This is a genomic window from Sphingomonas ginkgonis, assembly GCF_003970925.1.
Taxonomy (GTDB): Bacteria; Pseudomonadota; Alphaproteobacteria; order Sphingomonadales; family Sphingomonadaceae; genus Sphingomicrobium; species Sphingomicrobium ginkgonis.
Map to the genome: position 1 here is coordinate 365976 of NZ_RWJF01000001.1, position 23656 is coordinate 389631.

A 23656-nucleotide genomic window follows, 5' to 3' on the forward strand; every position below is an offset into this window, starting at 1 on the left:
TCAACGCTTCAGCCCGGCGAGCGCCGCGAAGGCGTTGCCGGGGCGCGGCGCGGCGACCGGCTTCTGGCGCTGGTGGCGGGGCTTGCGCCAGCGCCACTCGCCGTCGCTCTCGCTGAGGCCGATCTCCGCCAGGAGCCGCGCCAGCGCCTCGGCGGGTAGACCCAGCGAAGTGACGAAGTCGCGGTCAACCGGCTCGGCATCGCCGCCCCTCTGGCGGACCTCGTAGGCGTGGGTGGCGACCCGGTCGGCGAGGTCGATCCGCAGCCAGTGGGCGCCGAGGCGGCGATAAGCGAGGCGCGCGCCGCGGGCATCGGCATCCGGCGGCAGGGTCGCAGCGCCGGGCGGCGGGAGGATTGGCATGGGCTCGCCGGCCCGAACGGCCGCCAGCGCCGCCCGCCACCGCTGCGCCTCCGGCTTTAGGAGCGCGGGAACGAACAGGTCGAGCGCGCCGAGACGAATCCGCAGCCGGTAGAGCCGCGCGCGGTCGTCCTTGCTGAGCTGCCCGATCGTCTCGATCATCAGCTTGCGCGGGGCGACTCCGCCGGAGTCGCCGAGCATCGCGGTGAGCGCCCGGACGGCGGGCGGGCTTCCCTTGTCGTTGGCGGCCGCGGCGAGCGCCAGCAGCGGCTGGAGATGGCGGGCGACCTGCGCCTCGACCCAGCGCTCCAGCCGCGACCGGAGCGCGGCTCGGCGCGGGGCGCTCAGCCGGTCGAGCGCGCGCACGGTCCTCAACGCCGGCTCGGCCAGCGAACGGCCGGGCGACAGCCGGGCGAGGACATGTCCTTCCCACGTCACCGCCACGCCGTCGCCAGGCTCGGCGCGGAGGGCGAAGCTCGTGTCGGGGGCGTCGATCAGCGTGGCGGCGCGGCGATCGAGCTCGTCCCCCAGCCGCCGCTCGGCCGCCGCGAGCAGCACCCGCTTCTCGGCAAGCCGGGCGGCGGGATCGACCCGGAACTCGAACCCGGTGAGATGGCCGATCGGCTCGGGTCCGACGCTGACCTCGCCGTCGGCGGCGACCGTCACCGGCAGCGCGTCGGCGCCGCGAGCGCCGATGTCGCGGACCAGCACCGCGGTGCGGCGGTCGACGAAGCGCTGGGTCAGCCGCTCGTGGAGCGCGTCGCTGAGCCGCGCTTCGACCTGCCGGGTGCGCTCGGCGCCGCGAGCCGGATCGGCCAGCCAGTCGGCGCGATGGGCGATGTAGGCCCAGCTGCGGATGCCCGCGAGCCGGTCGGCGAGCGCCTCGATGTCGCCCTGTACATTGTCGAGCCGGTTGACCTCGGCGGCGAACCAGTCCTGCGCGATGTGGCCGCCCTCGCCGATGTAGGAATAGACGCGGCGGACCATTCGGGCATGGTGCATCGGGCCGACCTTGCGGAAGTCGGGCAGGCCGCAGGCCGCCCACAGCCGCTTCGCCTGCAGCCCCTTGCGCGCGGCAATCGAGGGGTCTTCGGCGAGCGCCTTGAGCACAGCGAGGTCGATCGACAGCGGGGCCTGGCGGAGCAGCGGGTCGGCGCTCTTCTGCTCGAGGCTGGCGATCAGCGCGCGCACATCGGCGAAATCGAGGTTCGGGTTGCGCCAGTAGAGATGGTCGATCGGGCGGAAGCGATGCTCCTCGATCGCGAGGATCTCCTCCTCGGTAAAGGCCGGCCCGCTCTCCCCGCCCAGCCCCAGCGTGCCGAACGTCCCGTCACGCTGGTGGCGACCGGCGCGACCGGCGATCTGCGCCATCTCGGGGATGGTCAGCCGGCGGTCGCGGCGCCCGTCGAACTTGTCGAGCCCGGCGAAGGCGACATGGCTGACGTCCATGTTGAGCCCCATGCCGACCGCGTCGGTGGCGACAAGATAGTCGACCTCGCCGCGCTGGAACATCGCGACCTGGGCGTTGCGGGTCGCTGGGGAGAGCGCCCCCATCACCACCGCCGCGCCGCCCTTGAAGCGGCGCAGCATCTCGGCCAGCGCGTAGACCTGCTCGGCCGAGAAGGCGACGACCGCGCTGCGCGGCGGAAGGCGCGAGAGCTTGCACGACCCGCCGTAGCGAAGGGTCGAGAAGCGCGGCCGGCTGATCACCTCGGCCCCGGGCACCAGCTGGCGGACCATCGGCCGCAGCGTGTCCGACCCGAGTATCAGCGTCTCCTCGCGGCCCCGGGCGCGGAGCAGCCGGTCGGTGAAGACATGGCCGCGCTCGGGATCCGTCCCGAGCTGCGCCTCGTCGATCGCGCAGAAGGCGAACTCCCTGTCCACCGGCATCGATTCGACGGTGCACAGCCAGTAGCGCGCGGTCGGCGGCGCGATCCGCTCTTCGCCGGTCAGCAAAGCGACGCTCTTCTCGCCCTTCATCGCGACGACGCGGTCGTAGACCTCGCGGGCGAGCAGGCGGAGCGGGAAGCCGATGACCCCGCTCGAATGGGCCACCATCCGCTCGATGGCGAGGTGGGTCTTGCCGGTGTTGGTCGGACCCAGGATCGCCCGGACGGGCGCGTCGCTGTTGACGCTCATGGACCCGAGTGTGGGCATCATACCGGAAAGCGCAAGCCGAAAAGCTTGGTTCCGGCACGCGACAGGGTGAATGATTCCGGGACCTTAAACGGCTTTTAACCAAAGCTTGCGAGACGGCGGCGATGAACCAGTTCGCCCGCCTCGAGCCGGCCGCAGCGCGTGGCCTGACCGGATTTCGGCCCCGCCTGCCGCTGGACCGCGAACAGGGCGCGCTGCTGGTCGACCTCGCCGACGATCTCTTCAGCCCGCGCTGGTGGCGGGGCCTTGCCACGCTCGCGAGCCTGTGCATCGCCGCCCTGGCGCTGGCTCCGGGTCTCGAGCCGCTGCCCGGCGGCCGCCCCGCCCCACTCACCCCCGCCACCTGGGAGCAGATGGCGGCAACCGGCATCAGCCCGGCCGCCAACGGTTCGCGGACCGGCCTGCCGATGGCCGAGACGGGCGCAGTGACAACGCTGACCGATGCGCCCGAGCGCACCCGGATCGAGGTCTACGCGATGCTCGGTCCCGGGGAACGGCTGGCGTCGGCGCTCGAACGTTCCGGCGCGACGGCGGGTGACTCGGCATCGGCCGCACACCTCATCGAGGCCGCCGCCGGACGACCGCTCGCAGCGGGAACCGCCCTCCGCCTCCTGCTTGGAGCCAGCAGCGGGACCGTGCGGTCGATCGAGCTGCTGAGCCTCCGCGCCGGGCTCGACGCGCAGCTTGCCGTCGTCCGCGACAAGGATCGGCTGGTGCTGCGCCGTTCGGCCATCGCGGTCGATGCCTCCCCCGTTCGGATCAGCGGCCGCGCCGGGGACGGGCTCTACTGGTCGCTCCGCGCGGCCGGCGTGAGCGCCCAGCTCGCCGCCGACTATCTGAAGGCGCTGGCTACCCAGGTCGACGTCGGCGCGATCGGGCCGGACGACCGGTTCGACCTTGTCTACGCCAACCGCCGCGCGGCTACCGGCGAGAGCGAGGCCGGGGCGCTGGTCTATGCCGGGCTGCGGCCCGCGCTGGGGCCGCCGCTGCAGCTGCTTCGCTGGCGCGAGGGCGGCAGCGAGCAATGGCTCGAGGCCTCGGGCGTCGGCGAGCGGCGGAGCGGGATGGCTTGGCCGGTCGACGCGCCGATCACCTCCAACTTCGGGATGCGCTTCCACCCGCTCCTGCACTACTCGCGCATGCACAAGGGGATCGACTTCGGCGCCCGCAGCGGAACCCCGATCGTCGCCGCGGCAGACGGCCAGGTCGAGCGCGCGGGCTGGGCCGGCGGATACGGAAACCAGGTCCGCCTCGCCCACGGCGGCAACATCGAGACCAGCTATTCGCACATGAGCCGGATGGTCGTCGCGCCGGGGATGGCCGTGCGGCAGGGCCAGCTGATCGGCTATGTCGGGACGACCGGCCTGTCGACGGGTCCGCACCTCCACTATGAGGTGTACGAGGGCGGGACGGCAATCGACCCGCTGCGCATCCGCTTCGTCAGCCGGTCGAGGCTCGAAGGATCCTCGCTCGCCGCCTTCAAGGCGCGACTGGCGCAATTGCTCGCCCTGCCGACCGCTCCGTGAGCGCACGCTTCGGCGCAGTCCGCTTGCCCTGACCGCCCGACCCGCTAGACCTCGGCCGGGGCATGGACATCTATCTTCCGATCGCCGGCCAGTCGGTCAATGCGCTCTTCATCGTCGTCCTCGGCGGGCTGGTCGGGCTGCTGAGCGGCATGTTCGGGGTCGGCGGCGGCTTCCTGACGACCCCGCTGCTCATCTTCTACGGCATCCCGCCCGCCGTGGCGGTGGGTTCCGCCACGACCCAGATCACCGGTGCGAGCGTGTCCGGCGCGCTCGCGCACTGGCGCCGCGGCGGAATCGACGTGCGGATGGGCCTGGTGATGATCGCCGGCGGCTTCGCGGGCTCGATCGCCGGCGCCGCCATCTTCCGCCTCCTCGCGCGCAGCGGACAGATCGATACGGTGATCGGGATCCTTTACGTGCTGCTGCTCGGTTCGATCGGCGGGCTGATGCTGAAGGAAAGCATCGAGGCGCTGGGCTGGCGGACCAAGCCGCAGCCGCCGAGCCCGCGCCGGCGGCACAACCGCTGGGTCGCCTCGCTCCCGCTGCGGTGGCGCTTCTATGCGTCGGGGCTCTACATCTCGCCGCTCGCGCCGATGGCGCTGGGTTTCGCCGCGGGGATTCTCACCGTCCTGCTCGGGGTGGGCGGCGGCTTTATCCTCGTTCCCGCGATGATCTACGTGCTCGGCATGACCGCGCGGGTCGTGATCGGGACCAGCCTGCTGATGATCCTGGCGGTCAGCGCCGCGACCACCCTCATCCAGTCGGTGACGAACCACAGCGTCGACATCGTGCTGGCCGGGCTGCTGCTGGTCGGGGGCGTGATCGGCGCGCAATATGGCGCCCGGCTGACGCTTCGGCTCAAGCCCGACCTGCTGCGCCTCATCCTGTCGGTCATCATCCTTCTCGTCGCGCTGCGGATGGCAATCGGGCTCGCCTGGCGCCCCGACGAGATCTACACGATCGACGCCTTGTGAAGCCTAGACGGCTGCTTGCGCTGCTGCTGCTCGCGCCGCTGCTGGCGGGCGCCGACAAGCCGCGGCTGGTGCCGGACATCAGCGCCCGCTCGGTCCAGATCCGCTACAGCTTCAACGGCGCCCAGCTGCTGCTGTTCGGGGCGATCCTCTATCCCGGCGGACGGATCCCGCGGCAGCCCGCCGACGTGGTCGTGGTGCTGCGCGGGCCGGTGCAGCCGATCCTCGTCCGAGAAAAGCAGAAGATCGCCGGCATCTGGATGAACGCCGACAGCAACCGCTTCAGCTCCGCTCCCAGCTTCTACGCGGTCGCCTCGTCGCGGCCGATCGGCGAGCTGGTCGATCCGCTGACCGCCGCGATCTACGAACTGGGGCTCAACTATCTCCAGCTTTCGCCGAGCGGCGGCGCGCTGCCCGACAAGGAGAAGAGGTTCGAAGCCGGGCTGCTCGAGCTGCGCAGCCGGCAGGGGCTGTACAACCAGGATCCGCACGGCGTGGAGATCAGCGAAGGGGTATTGTACCGGGCGCGGATCACCATCCCCAGCCAGGTGCCGGTCGGCACCTACACCGCCGAGACCTTCCTGATCGCCGACGGCAAGGTGACCGCCGCGGCGACGCGCGACATCGCCATCAACAAGTCGGGGTTCGAGCGCAACGTCGCGCTCGCTGCCCGGCGCCACAGCTTCTTCTACGGACTGGCCGCGGTGCTGCTCTCGCTCGGGCTGGGATGGGCGGCAGCCGAGGTCTTCCGCCGCCGCGGCGGCTAGCCCCGCCCGCCACTCTCCGCGAAGGCAAATCTTAACCACATCGGGCCTAGGTCACCCTCACCCAGTTTGAGCCTTGGCGGGGTTTGCATGACCGACGAAGTGAGCCTGAAGCAGTTCCTCGACGAGCTGAACAACTACAGCGAGGAGGAAAGCAACGCCGGCGGGCCGGTCAGCTCGTCGGCAGAGGATCTGGGGACTCTCGGCCGGGTGCTCGAGATCGCCGGCTCCGGCTCGCAGATCACGCTCGACCCCGCTCGGCTTCACGCGCTGCAGAGCCATCGCGATCCGTCGGTCGCGATGTCGGGCCAGGTCGGCAGCCAGGTGAAGATGCTGGTCGGCTCGGCCTGGCTGATCGCCAACGTCCGCACCCTCCGTTCGGGCCAGGACGGCACCGTGCTCGCCGCGATCGACTTCCTCGGTGAAGGCCAGCAGAACCTCCAGGGCGGCATGTCCAACTTCCGCCGCGGCGTCACCCGCTATCCAATCCCTGGCGCGGCAGTGCAGCCGGTGACCACCGAGGACCTCCGGGCGGTGTTCGCCGCGGACGACAGCCCACATATCGAGATCGGCACCGTCTACCCGACCGACGACATTCGCGGCGCGCTCTACGTCGATCCGATGCTGTCCAAGCATTTCGCGATCCTCGGCTCGACCGGCACCGGCAAGTCGACCTCGGTCGCGCTGATCCTCCACCGCGTGTCGCAGCTCTCGCCCGAGGGCCACATCGTGATGATCGACCCGCACGGTGAATATTCGGCGGCGTTCAAGGGCTGCGGCGAGCTGTTCAACGTCGACAATCTCGCGCTGCCCTACTGGCTGATGAACTTCGAGGAGCATTGCGAGGTCTTCCTCACCACCGACGGTGCGGAGCGGCAGCGCGACGCCGACATCCTTGCCAAGTGCCTGCTCGCCGCGCGGATGAAGACCAAGGCGGCCGAGCAATATGGCAAGGTCACGGTCGACAGCCCGATCCCGTACCTCCTCACCGACCTGAGCTCGATCCTCGTCAACGAGATGGGCAAGCTCGACCGCGCGGGCGACACCACCCCCTTCCAGCGGCTCAAGACCAAGCTCGACGAGCTCCGCGCCGATCCGCGCTACACCTTCATGTTCTCGGGCATGATGGTGTCGGATTCGATGGGGAGCTTTCTCGCCAAGCTGTTCCGGCTGCCCGCCAACGGCCGTCCGATCTCGATCGTCGACGTCTCCGGCGTGCCGAGCGACATCACCAGCGTGGTCGTCTCGGTGCTCGCACGAATGGTGTTCGACTATGCCATCTGGTCGCGCACCGAGGCGCAGCGACCGATCCTCCTCGTCTGCGAGGAAGCGCACCGCTATGTCCCCAAGGACGAGAACGCCAATGGCCAGGCGGTCCGCAAGATCCTCGAGCGGATCGCCAAGGAAGGCCGCAAATATGGCGTGTCGCTGGGGCTGATCACGCAGCGCCCGTCCGACCTGGCCGAAGGCGTGCTGTCGCAGTGCGGCACGATCATCTCGATGCGCCTCAACAACGACCGCGACCAGGCCTGCGTCCGGGCGGCGATGCCGGAGGGCGCGCGCGGCTTCCTCGACGCGATCCCGGCCTTGCGCAACCGCGAATGCATCGCCTGCGGCGAAGGCGTCGCCATCCCGATCCGGGTCCGCTTCGACGACCTCGAGCCCGAGAAGCGGCCCGCCTCGGCCGACCCGAGCTTCGCCGCGCTGTGGCGCGAGACCGGCGGCGAACAGGAGATCATCAATCGGACGATCAAGCGCTGGCGCGGCCATGGCAAGTGACCGGAACCGACGCCTGACCTAGAAGTCGGCGCCGATCGTCACAGCGGGCCCGCTCCCCGGCGCGGCCTTGCCGAGCAGCCGGTAGCGATAGTCGACATGGATCGCGATGTTGCGCCGCCAGCGCATCGAGACGCGGGGACCGACGTCGAGCCGGGACAGCCCTGGCTGAGTGCCGCCCCAGGCGCCCGCGCCGACCGCGAACCGCTCGCGGAAGGGGTGGGTCAGGGTGGCGCCGCCGTCGACGAACAGGTCGCGCCGCCGCGCGCCGACCACCCCGCCCTGCACATAGGCGTTGAGCCGAGTACCGTAGGGCATGGGGTGGTCGTAGACTCCCCCTTCCGCCAGAAGCGCCCACGCATTGCGCCCCGTGCTGAGCCGGCCGAGGCGCTGGCGCCGCTCGGCGAGGAGCCGGACCGGGATCGAGCGGAACGGCTGGTAGGCGATTCCGACTGCGCCCTCGCCCGCGAGGCCGGTCTGGTCACCGGGCGCGGAGAAGCGCGCCGTGACGCTCAGCCCACGCCGGACCTGGTACGCCAGGCGGGCGCCGGCCTGACTGCCGCCGAGCGTCCCGCCTGCGGCGAGGCTCGGCGCTGCGGTCGACTGCTGGCGGAACAGGCCCCAGGCGGAGAGCGACCAGCGATCGTACCCGCGGGCCGGCAGCGCCGGTGCGCTCTGCAGCGGCGACGGTGACGCCGCCGCCGCGGCGGCTGCGGCCAGCACGCCCGCATCGGTTCGCGTGGTCGGGATCGTCCTTGCGAACGGGAATGCCTCCGACTGCGGCACCGGCGCGTCCGACAGTAACGCGGCGGCGCTCCAGCGTGCCGGCAGCAGCGGCCCCGAGGCGGGCTGCGCCACCGGTCGGCTGATGGCGACCGCCGGGTAATAATAGGCTCCCGGCATGGCCGCGGCATAAGCGGTCGGTGGGACCGGCGCCGGCATCGCGGCAGGGATCGGCGGCGCGGGAACAGCCGTGGAGGCGGCCACCGGGGCGGGGGCCAGTTCGGCAAGGGGCGTGGTCGGTGGGGGCGGCAGCGGGACGCTTGCCAATGGGGCCGAGCCGACGGCGTAAGAGATCGCCCGATAGGCGGCCCAGCCGCCGACCGTCACGAGTAGGAACCGGACGGGTGCGTTCATGACGTCAGCTCCGGAAAGATGTGGGCGGTCTTGTCCCAGCGCTTCGGGCCACCCTGGAGATATTGGGTGAGCGCCCGCCGCGAGCTGAGGATCGCGATGAAGTTGCCGACCAGCATGCGGGGGATCGCGAGCAGGCCCTGGTCGAGCCCATAGGCGGCAGTGGTGAAGCCGAACCGCATCAGCACCCGCCACGCCAGCAGCCCGGCGTTGATCGACAGGAGCAGGAGCAGGCCGGGCGACGGCGGTGGCGGCGACGGTGCCCCGAGCGCCACGGCGGTCCCGATCTGGGCGTAAAGAAGCGCGGCGAGATAGCCGGCCATCAGCAACAGCGCGGCGAGCGGCCCGCGGCGATCGCGCATCCGCATCCATCGCTCGCCGAGCCCGCCGTGCCAGCCCAGCCGGTCCCAGCCGGCGAACGCTATACCGCCGATCCACCGCGCCTTCTGCCGGACCGCCTGCTCGACCGTCCCGGGGAAATGACCGCGGCTGCAGACATTGCCGGGTTCGCCATGAGCGGTCGGGAGCCGGACGAACATCGTCCGCTCGCCGAGCGTGCCGACCCGCAGGCCCAGCTCATAATCCTCGGTCATGCTCCCGGCGGGAAAGGGTTTGCCGCCGTGGAGCGCGGCGAGTCGGCCCAGCGTGTCACGGGCGACGGCGCAGCCGACCCCGGCGAGCGGGATCGAGGCTCCGACCGCCTCGCGGACGACCATCTCCTTGCCATGTGCCTCGGCGAACTCGTCGCAGTAATGGCCGCCGACCCAGGGACTCCAACGGTCGAGTAGCGGGAGTACCGGCAGCTGGATGATCGACGCCTTTTCGATCAGCCGGTCGAACACCATCAGCTCGGCCGGATGGACGACATCCTCGGCGTCGTGGAGCACCACCAGCTTGGCGCAGCGCTTCTCCGCCTGCTCCATCTCGCCCAGCGCCGCGTAAAGACGGTTAAGGCAGTCGCCCTTGGTGGTCGGCCCGTCGACCTCGACCCGCACGGGGCGCAGGCGCGGGTCACCGATCGCGGCGATCGCGCGCGCGGTGGGCTCGTCGTTGCGATAGTAGCCGACCAGGATCCGGTAATCCGGATGCTCGAAGCGCGCGAGCGCCGAGCGGAGCATGGGGCCGATCACCGCCGCCTCGTCCCAGGCCGGAACGAACACCGCGATCCAGCCGCTGCGCTCGGCCGCCGGGAGGCGTCGCGCGTCCATGCGGGGGTGGCGGCGGTAGACGGTCGCCGAGCGCCAGAAGCGGCGCGCGAAATAGACGAGGTCGACCGCAAGGTCGTCGAGCGCGAAGAGCAGGAAGCCGGAGCCGGCGAACAGCGCCAGTTCCGCGGCTATCCGCGGCAGCAGCAGCGACGCAGCCACGGGTCAGCGCCCGTCGCTCGTCCGCCGTCCTGAACAGGAACCCGGAACGATCAGCATAGCTTCCCCCCGAAAGCCATTTCATCCCGAGCGGATGAGTTCATGTCAGAAACGGAACGAGCTGACAAGGTGACGGATCGGTCCCGTCCCGTTCTGGGTCAGAGCGAGAGGCGAGCCCAGACGGGAAGGTGGTCGCTGGCGCGCCGCGCAGCCTCGCTGTGATGGACCCCGGCAGCGTCGATCCGGAGCTCGCGCCCGACGATGATCTTGTCGAGCGCGGCGACCGGACGGCGGGCGTGAAAGCTCGGTCCCGTCGGAGCCAGCCGGTACTGGTCGCCGAGCTCGTGAAGGCAGCCGCCGGACGAGCGCCATTCGTTGGTATCGCCCATCAGGACTGTCGGCATCGGCTGCTGCCGCTCGGCGATGCGGTCCATGATCGCGCGCATCTGCCGCCGCCGCCACAGGCCGGACAGGTCGAGGTGCATGCCGATCACGCGGACCGGCTGATCATGGACGAGGAATTCGGCCAGCACCGCTCCGCGTGGCTCCAGCGTGGGCAGTTCGAGCGCCGAACAGTCCATCAGCTGGACGTGCGGGCGGACCAGCAGCGCATTGCCGTGCCAGCCGATGTTGCGTGTATCGAGCTTCAGGAAGCGGTCGAGCTGCTCGGAACCGGGCATGCCGTCGAGCATGCGACGGTTCTTCACGCCGAACGGAACCGGGCGGTAGAGTCCGTGGGTGTCGATCAGCTCGTGCGGCAGCGCCGAGCCGCGTCCGCCGAACCGCTTGTCGGCCTCCTGCAGCGCGACGATGTCGGCGCCGACCTCGTTCAGCACGTCGAGGATGCGCTGCGGATCGCGGCGCCGGTCGGTGCCGATGGCCTTGCGGATGTTGAAGGAAGCGACGGTAATGGTCGACGGGGAACTCACCTGTCCGCTAACCCCGCAGCCCGGATGGCTGTTCCGCCGCTGGTCGCCTGCTTCTCACCGCTTCTCTCTGCCGCAATGCGGAGCCCGGTTCCAGTCCGCCGTCGGACGCAGTAGACCCACGCCCGAGGAGAGTTGGCGAAGCGATGCAGAAGGAGGAGCGGAACCGGCCCACGTCGTTCGACGTCGCGGCGCGGGCTGGCGTGTCGCAGTCCACCGTGTCGCGCGCGCTGCGCGGCGACAGCTCGATCCCGCTGCCGACCCGCGAGCGCATTGCCGCGGTCGCGCGCGAGCTCGACTATCGCCCTGATCAGCGTGCGGCGCGGCTCAGGACGCGGACCAGCGGCGCTATCGCGGTGCTGCTGCTCGGCGGGGACGATGTCGAGCCCAACTCGGTCAACCTCTTCCTCTATGCGCTGGTCGGCGCGGTCAGCGCTGCCGCCGCACGCAAGGGCCTCAACGCACTGGTCGCGGTCCAGACCGACCTCGCCGACGTCCGACTCGACTTCGCCCGTTCGCGCGAGGCCGACGGCATGATCGTGATCGGCAGCGCCCGCCAGACCGCAGCCTGGGCGCGGGTCCGCCAGGCGCACCAGGCCGGCGAGCGGCTGGTCTGCTGGGGGGCGCCCGACGATGTTCTGCCGACCGTCCGATGCGACAATCGTGGAGGCGGTCGCTGTGCGGCGGAGCATCTGCTCGCCGCCGGGCGCCGCGCCATCGCCTTCGTCGGGCCGGGCTGGGATCGGCAGAAGGCGTTCCGCGACCGCCGCCAGGGCTATGCCGACGCGCTCGCCGCGGCCGGGCTGCCGACGATCGAGAGCGACATCGGAGACGGCCTGTCGCGCGAGGAGCAGGGCTATCGCGGGGTGCTCCAGCTGCTCGATGCCGGCCGGCGCTTCGACGCGCTGTTCGCGGCCAGCGACCTCATTGCTTTCGGCGCGCTCCGGGCGCTGCGCGAGCGTGGCATCGCCGTTCCGCAGGACGTCGCGGTGGTGGGCTTCGACGGCATTCAGTCGACGCTCCACGTCACCCCCTCGCTGACGACCATCAAGCAGGACTTGGAGAGCGCCGGCACCGCGCTGGTCGAGCGGCTCCTGTCGGGCGAAGCCGGAGCCGAGGTCGACTATCGACTGGCGGTGCGAGAGAGTTGCGGGAGCGCCTGACGACGCTCCCGGCTGCTGCGCTCAGACGTCGAGGTTCGCCACGCTCAGCGCATTTTCCTGAATGAACTCGCGGCGCGGTTCGACCACGTCGCCCATGAGCCGGGTGAAGATCTCGTCGGCGACGTCGGCCTGGCTGACCTCGACCCGCAGCAGCGAGCGGTTGGCGGGGTCTAGCGTGGTTTCCCACAGCTGCTCGGCGTTCATCTCCCCAAGCCCCTTGTAGCGCTGGATCGACAGGCCCTTGCGCCCGGCGGCGAGCACTGCGTCGAGCAGCTCGGTCGGGCGGGTGATCGCGGTCGGCCGGCCGCGGGTGTCCGCCTCGGCCTGCTCGAGCGCCTCCTCGCCCTCGCCGGGGCCCACCGTCGGCTCCTGCGGTGCGGTGGCGGGCGTACCCTTCTTCACCGCGCGGAGTGTCGCCGGCGTGGCGTAGGCAGGGGCCTGCTCCTGCGCCAGGCTGTGCAGCTTGCGGGCCTCTGCCGAACCGAGGAAGCTCGGCTCGACGATGGTGACGTCGGTCACTCCGCGCCACAGCCGGCGGAGCAGATAGCCGCCCTCGGCGGCCAGCTCGCCGGACCAGACTGCTTCCTCGTCACCGGCCTGGAGCCAGGCGGCGACTTTGGCGATCGCGCCCTCGCGGCCGCTGCTGTCGAGCACCGGGTCGAGCGCGCCGGCGAGCGCCAGCGCCTCGAGCAGCGCCGGGTCGTACTTCTTGGGCGCGTAGCGCATCAGCGTGCGGACCCGCCGCGCATGATCGACCAGGGCGCGCAGATCCTGTCCCTGACGCACGTCACGCGCGGTCTCCAGCTGGAGCCCGTCGAGCCCGGCCTCGACGAGATAGTCGTCGAGCTGGCCGTCATCCTTGAGGTACACCTCCGAGCGCCCGCGCGCGACTTTGTAGAGCGGCGGCTGGGCGATGAAGAGGTGCCCGGCGGTAATCAGCTCGGGCATCTGGCGGTAGAAGAAGGTCAGCAGCAGCGTGCGGATGTGGGCGCCGTCGACGTCGGCGTCGGTCATGATGACGATCTTGTGGTAGCGCAGCTTCTCAAGGTTGAACTCCTCGCGCCCGATCCCCGTCCCCAGGGCCTGGATGATCGTCCCGATCTCGCGGCTCGACAGCATCCGGTCGAACCGCGCCCGCTCGACGTTGAGCAGTTTGCCCCGCAGCGGCAGGATCGCCTGGTTGTGGCGATTGCGCCCCTGCTTGGCCGAACCGCCGGCCGAGTCGCCCTCGACCAGGAACAGCTCGCTGAGCGTGGGATCGCGCTCTTGGCAGTCGGCGAGCTTGCCGGGCAGCGAGGCGATGTCCATGACCCCCTTGCGGCGGGTCAGCTCGCGCGCCCGCTTGGCCGCCTCGCGCGCGGCGGCGGCGTCGATAATCTTCTGGATGATGGCGCGGGCGTTGGCGGGGTTCTCCTCCAGCCACTCGGCCATCTTGTCGCTCATCAGCGCTTCCAGCGGCTGGCGAACCTCGGACGAAACCAGCTTGTCCTTCGTCTGCGAGCTGAACTTGGGATCGGGCAGCTTGACCGAGACGATCGCGGTCAAGCCCTCGCGCATGTCATCGCCGGTGAGGGTCACCTTCTCTTTCTTCAGCATGCCGGACTTCTCGGCATAGCCGTTGACGGTGCGGGTCAGCGCGGCGCGGAAGGCCGCCAGATGCGTGCCGCCGTCGCGCTGGGGGATGTTGTTGGTGAACGGCAGGACATTCTCGTAATAGCTGTCGTTCCATTCGAGCGCGACGTCGATGCCGATCCCGTCGCGCACCGCCGAGATGGCGATCGGGTCGGGGAAGAGCGGGGTCTTGGCCCGGTCGAGGTATTTGACGAACGCGGCAATCCCGCCCTCGTAGTAGAGCTCGTGCTCGACCCGCTCCTCGTGCCGCGCGTCGGCTAGCACCAGCCGGACACCAGAATTGAGGAAGGCCAGCTCGCGATAGCGATGCTCGAGCTTCTCGAAGTCGAATTCGGTGATCTTGAAGGTGGCGGGGCTCGGCAGGAAGGTCACCCGGGTACCCTTCTTGCCCTCGGGCGCGGGACCGACGACCTTGAGCGGCGCCACGGCGTCGCCGTGGGCGAAGCGCATGAAATGCTCCTCCCCGTCACGCCAGATGGTGAGGTCGAGGAACTCGCTGAGCGCATTCACCACCGACACACCGACCCCGTGGAGACCGCCGGAAACCTTATAGGCATTGTCGTCGCTGGTGTTCTCGAACTTACCCCCAGCGTGGAGCTGAGTCATGATGACCTCGGCGGCCGAGACGCCTTCCTCCGGGTGGATGCCCGTCGGGATGCCGCGGCCATTGTCCTCGACCGTCACCGACCCGTCGGGATTGAGCTGGATGAGGATGCGGTCGCAATGGCCCGCCAGCGCCTCGTCGATCGCGTTGTCGGAGACCTCGAACACCATGTGGTGGAGACCCGATCCGTCGTCGGTGTCGCCGATGTACATGCCCGGGCGCTTGCGCACCGCGTCGAGGCCCTTGAGGACCTTGATGCTCTCGGCACCGTAACTGTTCTGATTGGGGTCGCTTGCCATGAGGAGGATATAGCGACTCAGGCTCCAAAGTCACGCGCGCGGGCGCGGGAAAGGGCGTGCGGCACTACGGTTGACTCTCCCCCAAATCGGCGCAGTCTCCGGCCTGGTCGCGTCATCGAAGGGGGCTTCAATGCGTCTGTCCAACCGTATCGTCCTGATCCTCGCCGTCACGTTGCCGCTGGTCGCCGCCGCGCCGCCGCCGGTCGCCCCGAACGAGCCGGTCACCGACGATTATTACGGCACCAGGGTGGTCGATCCCTATCGCTGGATGGAAAGCGGGAAGGACCCGCGCTGGATGCCTTGGCTGCAGGCGCAGGCCGGCTACACCGACCAGGTCATGGCCTCGATCCCCGGCCGCGCCGCGCTGCTGCGCGACATTCAGGCGCTGTCCGGCGAGCAGCAGGCGGTGTCGATGGTCCGCGCGGTCAAGGACCGCACCTTCATCCAGCGCCGCGACAAGGGCGCCGAGGATCCGCGGCTCTACCTTCGCGACGCGAGCGGAAACGAGCGGCTGCTGCTCGACCCGGCGACGATCCTCGGAACCCCGCAGGCATTCGACTGGTGGCAGCCCTCACCCGACGGCCGCTTCGTCGCGCTCGGCCTGTCCAAGCGCGGGAGCGAGGCCTCGGTCACCCGGGTGCTCGACGTCGCCAGCGGCAAGCTGCTCGCCGACGCCATCCCGTGGACCGACTATGGCGTGGTCTCCTGGCTACCCGACAGCAGCGGCTTCACCTATCTCGCCTTCGTCGGCGAGCATGGCACGCCGACCTATTACCTCAACAACCAGCTTCGGCTGCACCGGCTGGGCGCTGCGGGGGCGGACCCGCTGCTCCTGAGCCGCGACAAGCCGCCTTTCCCGCTCAAGCCCGAGCAGTTCACCTTCCTCGCCTTCAACGACCTGTCGCCGCTGGCCATGCTTGCGGTGTCCGACGGGCGGCGGGAATTGGCGACCTACGTCACCGACAAGGCGGCGCTGATCGCCGGCAAGGCGCAGTGGCGGCTGGTGGGCGACTTCGACCAGCAGCTGGAGAATGGCGGCCTGCTCGGCGACCAGGTCTGGCTGGTATCGACCCGCGGCGCGTCGAACGGCCGCCTGCTGGTGACCAGCGGCGCCGCCCCTGACCTCGCCACCGCGCGCACGATCCCGTTGCCCGGCAATCCGGTCATCCAGGGCCTGTGGAACGTGCCGCAGGGCTCGCTGGTCCAGACCGTCGAGGGCAGCCAGACGGGGATCTGGCGGGTGTCGTCGAACGGTCAGGCGACGCGTGTCGAGCTGCCCTTCGCCGGCAATGCGCAGATCCTCAGCACCTCGCGCGAGGACGGGTCCGCCTATATCGGGATGACCGGCTGGCTGCACGCCGCCGACATCTACCGGATGGCGCCCGACGGAACGCTGACCTCGATGAGGATGAGCGCCGCGCCAGCCGATTATGACGCGTCGCGCTACGAGACCCGCGTCCGGACCGCCACCGCGCGAGACGGAACGAAGGTCCCCTACACGGTGGTCGCCCGCAAGGGTGCGTTCGACCGCGGCCCCGCGCCGCTGCTGATCGAGGCCTATGGAAGCTATGGCGCGGCGATGCTGCCGCGGTTTCAGACCGCGCTGATCCCCTTCCTCGACCGCGGCGGCGCCTATGCCATGGCGAACGTCCGTGGCGGCGGCGAGTTCGGGCGCGACTGGCACTATGCCGGACGCGGCCCGACCAAGGCCAACACCTGGCAGGACGCGATCGATGTCGCCGAGACGCTGGTCCGCGACCGGCTGACCACGCCCAAGCAGATGACGATCATCGGCACCTCGGCCGGCGGGATCATGGTCGGGCAGGCGGTCAACACCCGCCCCGACCTGTTCGCCGGGGCGATCGCCAACGTCGGCTTCATGAATCCGGTCCGCTACGTGTCCGAGCAGAACATGACCGACATCCCCGAGTGGGGCGGCCCGATCACCGATGCGAAGACCTTCCGGACCATGTTCGACATGGACCCGTACGAGCATGTGAAGGCGGGCACCCGTTATCCGGCGACGCTGGTCATCAGCGGGCTCAATGACCCGCGCGCCGCCACCTTCCACTCCGCCAAATATGCGGCGCGGATGGCGGCGGCGACGAGCAGCGGGCAGCCGGTGCTGCTCCGCCTCGATTTCGGCGCCGGGCACGGGGTCGGGTCGACCCGGACCCAGCGCGACCGGCTATGGGCCGACGTCTACAGCTTCGCGCTGTGGCGGGCGGGCGTTCCGGACTTCCAGCCCCGCCCCTAGCCGGCGCGGCGCTGGCCGCCGCCGCCACGGCGACGCTGGCCGCCGTTCGGGCGACCGCCGCCGCCATTCCCGCCGCCCGGACGCTGACCGCCGTGGCGCTGCTGCGGCTGAGCACTGCCCGGCTGGCCGCCGGAGCGGATCGGATTGCCGACCGGACCGCGCGCCGCGCCTGGCACGCCGCGCATGCTGCGGCCGCCCTCGCGCGGGCCGTTGCGCTCTTCCGGCATGTCGCTCCGTGGATCGTTGCGCGGCAGCCCGAAGCGCTGCGGATCGCGCGAATGGCCGCGCGCGCCGCTCTCGTTGCGCTTGTTGCGCTGCTGGGGCTGAGGTGCACGGCGTGGTGCGGGCTTGAGCGCCTTCATCGCCTCGACCGCGGCGTTGAAGCCGGTCGGGAGCGGCGCCGGCAGCAGCTTCTGCCGGGTCAGCTTCTCGATGTCCCGGAGGTTGCCGCGCTCGTCGTCCGAGCAATAGGCGATGGCGATCCCGCTCGCGCCGGCGCGCGCGGTGCGCCCAATGCGGTGCACATACTGCTCGGGAACGTCGGGCAGGTCGAAGTTGATGACATGGCTGACGCCCGGGATGTCGATCCCGCGCGCGGCGATGTCGGTCGCGACCAGGATCGGCACCTCGCCCGAGCGGAACTGGGCCAGCGCCCGCTCGCGGTTGGCCTGGCTCTTGTTGCCGTGGATCGCGCTCGACGCGATCCCGCCCGCCTCGAGGAAGCGGACGATCTTGTCGGCGCCATGCTTGGTCCGGCTGAAGACGAGGGCGCGCTCGATCTTCGTATTCTGGAAGAAGATGGTCAGCAGCGCGACCTTCTCCGCCTGGTTGACGAAGGTGACGTGCTGCTCGACGCGCTCGGCGGTGGTGGCAACCGGGGTGACCGACACTTCGACCGGACTGGTCAGGTAGCTGTCGGCGAGCTGCTTGATCAGCTTCGGCATGGTCGCCGAGAAGAACAGGGTCTGCCGCTTTGCAGGGATCAGCTTCACGATTCGCTTGAGCGCATGGATGAAGCCGAGATCGAGCATCTGGTCGGCCTCATCGAGGACGAGGATCTCTAACGCCGACAGGTCGAGCGCACGCTGGTCGACGAGGTCGAGCAGCCGGCCCGGGGTGGCGACCAGCACGTCCAGCCCGCGCGACACTTCGCGCAACGAGCGGGGCACCGGCACGCCGCCGAAGATCACGCCGACGCTGAGCGGCTGGCCCTTGGCGTAGGTCCGAGCGCTCTCCGCAATCTGCGCCGCAAGCTCGCGGGTCGGGGCGAGGACCAGCATCCGGGCACGGCCAGGGACCAGACGGCCCTTGGACGCGGCGACCAGCCGGTCGAGGCTGGGGAGCATGAAGGCGGCGGTCTTGCCGGTACCGGTCTGCGCGATGCCGAGCAGGTCCTTGCCGGCGAGCACCGGCGGGATCGCCTTGGCCTGGATCGGCGTCGGAGTGGTGTAGTTCTTGGCGGCCAGCGCAGCGAGAAGCGGCTTGGACAGGCCAAGATCGGTGAATTGGGTCAATGGAAAATCCTAAGGCATGACGAGCGGCGCTGCCGCAGCGGGCGCGCCGATCGGGGCTGTAAAGAGCACCCCGCGTGACATGGAGAGCAGATCGTAACGAAGCGCGGGCCGGCTGTTTCCAGATCACTGGGCCGATCACGCCGCTTGATAAAGCGCCTCGTGGTGCGCCGCATATAAGCCGCTCGGTCGAAAAGTCCAGTACGCCTTCGCAACAATCGTCAAGGGCTGCCGCTACGCTTGCTGCGGAGGTCAGACCGGAGAAACGACTCCGCTGCTCACGCGGTAGCGGCTGGCGTCTCCGATCCCGTCAAAAAGCGCCGCTTCGGTCGCCGTCATCCACACCTGCCCGCGGCCTTCCAGCCGCCCGAACAGGTCGGCGCGACGGGTGGGGTCAAGGTGGGCGGCGACCTCGTCGAGAAGGAGGATGGGCGCGGTTCCGCGCCGCTCGGCCACCAGTTCGGCATGGGCAAGGACGAGGCCGAGCAGCAGGCCCTTCTGCTCCCCGGTCGAGCCAAGGCTGGCGGGCTGGTCCTTGGCGAGGTGGGTGACGGCGAGGTCCTGGCGATGCGGGCCCTCGGTGGCGCGGCCTGCGGCGGCGTCGCGCCCGCGGTTGGCGCGCAGGATGCGGGTCAGCTCTCCGCCGGCCCAGCCCTGGAGCGCAATACGCGCGCGTGGGAAGCGATCCTCGGGAACCCCGGCCAGCGCCTCGCCGAGCGCGTCCACGGTGCGCCGGCGAGCCGCGTCAAGCGCCGCGCCATGCTCGGCCATTCCGGCTTCGAGCGCGGCGAGCCAGTCGGGGTCTGCCCCCTCGGGCTCGGCCAGCAGCTTGTTGCGCGCGCGCATCGCCGCCTCGTAGCGCGCGGCATGGTGGGCGTGCCCTGGCTCGAGCGCGAGCACCAGCCGGTCGAGGAAGCGGCGGCGGTCGCCGGCCGGCCCGGTAAACAGCCGGTCCATCGCCGGAGTCAGCCACAGCACCGCCAGCCACTCGGACAGAGCGGTGACCGCCGTCGGCGCTCCATTGATGCGGACAACCCGGCGCTCGGGTGCGGCGGGGAGCGTGCCGGTGCCGAGGTCGACCTCGGTCACGCCGAGCCGCGCTGCGACCGCCCAGCCGCCGGGGCCCGCCTGCCGCGCCATCTCGCTCAGCGGCGTTCCGCGAAGCCCGCGCCCCGGCGCGAGCATCGACACCGCCTCAAGGATGTTGGTCTTGCCCGCGCCATTTTCTCCGAACAGGCAGACGAAGCCCGGCCCGGGACTGAGCGCCGCGTCCGCGTGGTTGCGAAAATCGGTGAGGGTCAGGCGGGCGAGCGGCACCGCCCTGCCCTGCTACGAGACCAAGTAACGAGCAAGGGACCCAGTGGCCGGCCCACTCGTTCACCCGCCATGAATGATGCACTGCAGCAATGGTCGCGCTGGTGGCGCGCCGCCGTGATGATGGGCGAAGCGGCTGAGGCTGCCGGGCACGTCATCAATCGACGCTCGGAAATCATCGCCGAGGGTATGCGCGACCCGCTTCACGCCGACTGGGTCGAGCTCAACCGCATGGTCAGCGAGAAGGCCTTCGGCGCGCTGCAGAGCTGGTCGATCCTCGCCGGAGACGCGGCCAAGCTACAGGCATCGATGTTCGTCGAAGGCCAGCGGCTCGGCCATGCCTGGCTCAGCGGCTCGACAGGCAACTGGCAGGGCGCCGCGCGGCTGGCGGACAGTGCGCTGACAACCGGCGTTCGGGCCTTCACGCCCCTGCACAAGGCGGTGACGGGAAATCGACGCCGGCTGTCGCAATCCTCGCCGCGGGCCGGCGGTCGCTAGGCGAGCGTCCGGCCGGCGCAGCGGTCCGGATCACACCCGCATCGGCATGAGGACGTAGAGCGCGCTGGACTTGTCGTTCTCGCGCAGCAGGGTCGGCGCGGCGGCGTCGGCGAGATGGACTTCGATCGTGTCGCCGTCCATCTGGCCGAGGATGTCGAGCAGGTATCGGGCATTGAACCCGATCTCGAGCCCATCGGCGCCATAATCGGCGGCGAGTTCCTCGGCGGCGGTGCCGTTCTCCGGGCTGGTGACCGAAAGAGTCACGCGGTCGCGGTCGAGCGCAATCTTGACCGCGCGGGTCTTCTCGCTGGCAATGGTCGAGACCCGGTCGACACCCGCCGAGAAGCTCTTCGGGTCGAGCTTGAGGAGCTTGTCGTTGGCGGTCGGGATGACCCGGTTATAATCGGGGAAGGTGCCGTCGATCAGCTTGCTGGTCAGCACCGCATGGCCGAGCGTGAAACGGACCTTGGTCGGCGACAGCGAGATCTCGACGGTGCCCTCGACCTCGTCGAGCAGGCGGCGGAGCTCCTGCACGCACTTCTTGGGAACGATCACGTCGGGCATTCCGTCGGCGCCGTCGGGCTTGGCGACGGTGACCCGCGCCAATCGGTGCCCGTCGGTCGCGGCGGCCTTCAGCTGGTCGTCGGCCACGTGGAGGAAGATCCCCATCAGATAATAGCGGGTTTCTTCCGACGAGATGGCAAAGCGGGTCTTGTCGATGATCTGGCGGAGTGTCGCGGCCGGCAGCTCGAAGCGGGTCGGCAACTCGCCTTCGGCGATCACCGGGAAGTCGTCGCGGGGCAGCGTGGACAGGTTGAAGCGCGAGCGGCCGGCGGTGAGCTGCATCTTGCCCTCGGCCGCCGACAGCTCGACCTGGCTCCCCTCGGGCAACTTGCGGACGATGTCGAACAGGGTGTGGGCCGACACGGTGGTGGCGCCGGGCTGGGCCACATTGGCGGCGACCGTCTCGTCGACCTGAAGGTCGAGGTCGGTCGCCATAAGGCGAAGCGCGCCGCTGTCCTGCGCCTCGAGCAGGACGTTGGAGAGGATCGGGATGGTGTTGCGCCGCTCGACCACCGATTGAACATGGCTGAGGCTCTTGAGCAGGGTGGCCCGTTCAATCGTCGCCTTCATCTCGTCTCTGATCCTTGCCCCGTGTAACCCGCCGGACGGCGGTTCGGCGCCGCGCCGGAGCCTCGTTATAGCGAGCGGATGAAGGCTTGCCAGAGCCAGATTGCGGGAGCGCCGGCATGCCGCACGATTAAGCGGGGACCAGTACCGGACCGTGCCCCGTCGCGGCGACCGCAGCCGCGGTATCGACGCCGATGCTGAGGCTTGCGAGCCGCTGCTCGAGCATGACCGGGTCGAGCGGCTTGGCAAGCACGTCGGTGAAGCCGGCCTGAGCCAGGAAACGGGCGCGCTCGCGCGAGCGATCTGGCAACAGAGCAAGGATCGGGGCGGCCGCGTTCGGTCCCGCCGAGGTGCGGATCGCGCGGGTCGCCGCCACCCCATCGAGCTCCGGCATCTGCACGTCCATGAAGATGCAGTCGAACCGCTCGGCGAGGGCGAGCCCAAGCGCGCTTCGTCCGTCCTCGGCAATGCGGACGTGATGGCCGAGTGCCCGCAACTGATCGCGCATCAGCGCCAGCCCGAGGGGATTGTCGTCGGCAAGCAGCAGGGCGAGCGGCGGACAACTGGCCGGCCGAAGCCGTGGGCGATCGTCGAACGGCGCGAACGCTGCCCCATGCGATTGCGGTGGTAGACGGCGCGCCGATGGCGGTGCCGGACGCTCCGGCTCGAGTGGGCAGAAAGGACCCAAGATCGTGTCCGTTCGGCCGAGGACTCCCACCAGGCCTGGGCGGCAATGGGTGGCACTCTCCTCGCGGTAGAGGCGGATCTCGACGTTGACGCGTGACGGCAGGTTGCCGGCAAGCCGGACTCGGAAGCGTGAGATCAGACTGCTGCGCCGGGCTGAGCGTACTTGGCGAAGGAGGAGCAGGCGGTCGCCGGAGTCGATCAGGCGAAGCGCCTCGCGAGCGCTGATCACGGTTCGGGACTGGCCAACCAGGCGGCAGGCCTCGTGCGAGCAGTCGACCTGCGCCGAGCCGGTCTCGATGCGGAAATGCCCCACGTCGGCGAGCACCTCGGCGAGGTTGAGCAGCCGGCTGACCTCCCGCAGCTTGGCCGAGGCCTCGTTCGCGACCCGCTCGGCGCGGAGCCGCGCGTCGATGTCATGGATGTTGAGCACCAGTCCGGCCCCGCCACTCGAAGAGCCGGGAATGCCCGAGACCAGCCGGGCTTGACCTTCGAGCCAGCGCTCGCCGAAGCGCGCGTCACGAACCCGAAAGCGGACGGGTGGCGCGCGCAACGTGGCCCAAGCCCGGTGGCAAGCCCGGCGGAGCCTGACGCGATCGTCAGGATGGACGAACTCGGTCAGCAGGTGGCCAGCGACCTCCTCCGGAAGCAAGCCGAGAAGCGCGCGAGCGGCAGGCGAAACGAAGCGGGTAACCCCATCCTCGCCGAGCACCACCACCAGGTCGCTGCTATTCTCCGCCACCAGCCGGAGCATCGGCAGCGCATCGCGCTCGCGCTCCGGCTCTGACATGCCGCGCGGGCATGCCGGTCCGCCTTCCTGGTCCATCCCCCTGTCCTTGCTCTTCATGCCCCCGAGTCCGAGCAGGGCATCAGGAGGCTAGTGGGAGCGCCGCCGCGCGTAAGAGCGAACCCGCTCCGGAACGGTCATGGACGCTAGTCGAGTCGGGACAGACGGATCCGGAACGGACCGGTCGCTCAGCCGGGGCTCAGCACCCCGTCGAGCTGGTGGAGAACGCCATTGCTATGCTGCTCGTCGCCGCTGGCCAGCCGGGCCTTGCCGCCATGTCTATCGGACAGGACGATGCTGCCATTCTCCTTGCTGGCGCTGATCGTCTCCCCGTTCATCGTCGCCAGCTTCGTCGTGCCTTTGCCATTCTGAATGGCGCGATCGATGTCGGCGGCGAGGATCACTCCGGGCAGGATGTGAAAGGTCAGCAGTTGGGTCAGCTGCTGCCGGCCCTCTGGCTTCATCATCGCCGCCTTGGTCGCCGGCGGGATCTTGTCGAAGGCGGCGTCGGTAGGGGCGAGCACCGTGTAAGGGCCCTGCCCCGCCAGGGTCCGGTCGAGCCCGGCCTGGTGGATCGCGGCGGCGAACTTCCTGTCGTTGCCGAGCCCGTCGGAGAGCTTGGAGCCGCCCTCGCTGCCTTTTGCCGCCTGGTTTGTCCCGGCCTGATTGGCCGCGGCGTTGTTGCCCGGCTGCTGGTGGCAGCCCGCCAGCACCGCAAGTGCAAAAGCCAGCCCGCTCCGCGAGACGCTGTTCCTCATCCTGTTCCTTTCCGTCGAAGGTTGGTGCGGGGCGGCGCGGCGC

The 23656-nt window shown here is 70.0% G+C and carries 17 protein-coding genes; 7 read left to right on the plus strand and 10 right to left on the minus strand.

Features of this window, described 5'->3' with window-relative positions; translation table 11 throughout:
- Positions 1–2496 carry a helicase-related protein gene (locus HMF7854_RS01840; protein ID WP_126717546.1) on the minus strand — a complete coding sequence of 832 codons (2496 nt, stop codon included), beginning with the start codon at positions 2494–2496 and terminating at the stop codon, positions 1–3.
- A gap of 122 nt (positions 2497–2618) precedes the next feature.
- Between HMF7854_RS01840 and HMF7854_RS15960 the strand changes: the two genes are divergently transcribed.
- The 4 genes from HMF7854_RS15960 to HMF7854_RS01860 all read left to right on the plus strand — a co-directional run bounded on the left by HMF7854_RS15960 (position 2619) and on the right by HMF7854_RS01860 (position 7554).
- Complete coding sequence (locus HMF7854_RS15960) at positions 2619–4040, plus strand: M23 family metallopeptidase (protein ID WP_126717547.1); 1422 nt, start codon at positions 2619–2621, stop codon at positions 4038–4040.
- Between the two features lie 62 nt (positions 4041–4102).
- The gene (locus HMF7854_RS15965) at positions 4103–5014 is read left to right on the plus strand and encodes a sulfite exporter TauE/SafE family protein (RefSeq protein WP_126717548.1); all 912 of its coding nucleotides are present in this window, start codon (positions 4103–4105) and stop codon (positions 5012–5014) included.
- Positions 5011–5778 carry a TIGR02186 family protein gene (locus HMF7854_RS15970; protein ID WP_126717549.1) on the plus strand — a complete coding sequence of 256 codons (768 nt, stop codon included), beginning with the start codon at positions 5011–5013 and terminating at the stop codon, positions 5776–5778. The genes HMF7854_RS15965 and HMF7854_RS15970 overlap by 4 nt, the downstream gene beginning before the upstream one ends.
- An 87-nt stretch (positions 5779–5865) precedes the next feature.
- Positions 5866–7554 (plus strand): ATP-binding protein, encoded by a 1689-nt coding sequence (locus HMF7854_RS01860; RefSeq protein WP_126717550.1) that lies wholly within the window; start codon positions 5866–5868, stop codon positions 7552–7554.
- An 18-nt stretch (positions 7555–7572) separates the two neighbouring features.
- On the opposite strand, the gene HMF7854_RS01865 is transcribed toward HMF7854_RS01860, so the two are convergent.
- From HMF7854_RS01865 to HMF7854_RS01875, 3 genes are all read right to left on the minus strand, one after another.
- On the minus strand, positions 7573–8688 hold the full coding sequence (locus HMF7854_RS01865) for a hypothetical protein (protein WP_126717551.1): 1116 nt from the start codon (positions 8686–8688) through the stop codon (positions 7573–7575).
- Positions 8685–10052 carry a glycosyl transferase family protein gene (locus HMF7854_RS01870; RefSeq protein ID WP_126717552.1) on the minus strand — a complete coding sequence of 456 codons (1368 nt, stop codon included), beginning with the start codon at positions 10050–10052 and terminating at the stop codon, positions 8685–8687. Before HMF7854_RS01870 ends, HMF7854_RS01865 begins: the two co-directional genes overlap by 4 nt.
- Positions 10053–10207: 155 nt before the next feature.
- A complete protein-coding gene (locus HMF7854_RS01875) occupies positions 10208–10978 on the minus strand; it encodes an endonuclease/exonuclease/phosphatase family protein (protein WP_126717553.1) in 771 nt (256 codons plus the stop codon).
- A gap of 143 nt (positions 10979–11121) precedes the next feature.
- Here HMF7854_RS01875 and HMF7854_RS01880 point away from each other — a divergent pair, with 143 nt between their 5' ends.
- Positions 11122–12138: a LacI family DNA-binding transcriptional regulator gene (locus HMF7854_RS01880; RefSeq protein ID WP_126717554.1), complete on the plus strand. Its 1017-nt coding sequence runs from the start codon at positions 11122–11124 to the stop codon at positions 12136–12138.
- Positions 12139–12159: 21 nt separating this feature from the next.
- On the opposite strand, the gene gyrB is transcribed toward HMF7854_RS01880, so the two are convergent.
- A complete protein-coding gene (gene gyrB, locus HMF7854_RS01885; RefSeq protein WP_126717555.1) occupies positions 12160–14673 on the minus strand; it encodes a DNA topoisomerase (ATP-hydrolyzing) subunit B in 2514 nt (837 codons plus the stop codon).
- A 130-nt stretch (positions 14674–14803) separates the two neighbouring features.
- Here gyrB and HMF7854_RS01890 point away from each other — a divergent pair, with 130 nt between their 5' ends.
- A complete protein-coding gene (locus tag HMF7854_RS01890; RefSeq protein ID WP_126717556.1) occupies positions 14804–16930 on the plus strand; it encodes a prolyl oligopeptidase family serine peptidase in 2127 nt (708 codons plus the stop codon).
- Here the strand turns inward: HMF7854_RS01890 and HMF7854_RS01895 are convergent.
- Both HMF7854_RS01895 and recF read right to left on the minus strand, forming a co-directional pair.
- A complete protein-coding gene (locus HMF7854_RS01895) occupies positions 16927–18444 on the minus strand; it encodes a DEAD/DEAH box helicase (protein WP_126717557.1) in 1518 nt (505 codons plus the stop codon). The two genes, HMF7854_RS01890 and HMF7854_RS01895, sit on opposite strands and share 4 nt — an antisense overlap.
- 249 nt (positions 18445–18693) lie before the next feature.
- Positions 18694–19758, minus strand: a complete 1065-nt coding sequence (gene recF / locus HMF7854_RS01900) for a DNA replication/repair protein RecF (RefSeq protein WP_126717558.1) — start codon at positions 19756–19758, stop codon at positions 18694–18696.
- A gap of 69 nt (positions 19759–19827) precedes the next feature.
- On the opposite strand from recF, the gene HMF7854_RS01905 reads away from it, so the two are divergent.
- The gene (locus tag HMF7854_RS01905) at positions 19828–20253 is read left to right on the plus strand and encodes a hypothetical protein (protein ID WP_126717559.1); all 426 of its coding nucleotides are present in this window, start codon (positions 19828–19830) and stop codon (positions 20251–20253) included.
- 30 nt (positions 20254–20283) lie between these two features.
- Here the strand turns inward: HMF7854_RS01905 and dnaN are convergent, their stop codons facing one another.
- The 3 genes from dnaN to HMF7854_RS01920 form a co-directional block, all read right to left on the minus strand.
- A complete protein-coding gene (gene dnaN / locus HMF7854_RS01910) occupies positions 20284–21387 on the minus strand; it encodes a DNA polymerase III subunit beta (protein WP_126717560.1) in 1104 nt (367 codons plus the stop codon).
- A gap of 127 nt (positions 21388–21514) precedes the next feature.
- On the minus strand, positions 21515–22915 hold the full coding sequence (locus tag HMF7854_RS01915) for a response regulator (RefSeq protein WP_126717561.1): 1401 nt from the start codon (positions 22913–22915) through the stop codon (positions 21515–21517).
- Positions 22916–23043: 128 nt separating this feature from the next.
- Complete coding sequence (locus HMF7854_RS01920; protein ID WP_185829118.1) at positions 23044–23613, minus strand: fasciclin domain-containing protein; 570 nt, start codon at positions 23611–23613, stop codon at positions 23044–23046.
- Positions 23614–23656 lie beyond the last annotated feature (43 nt).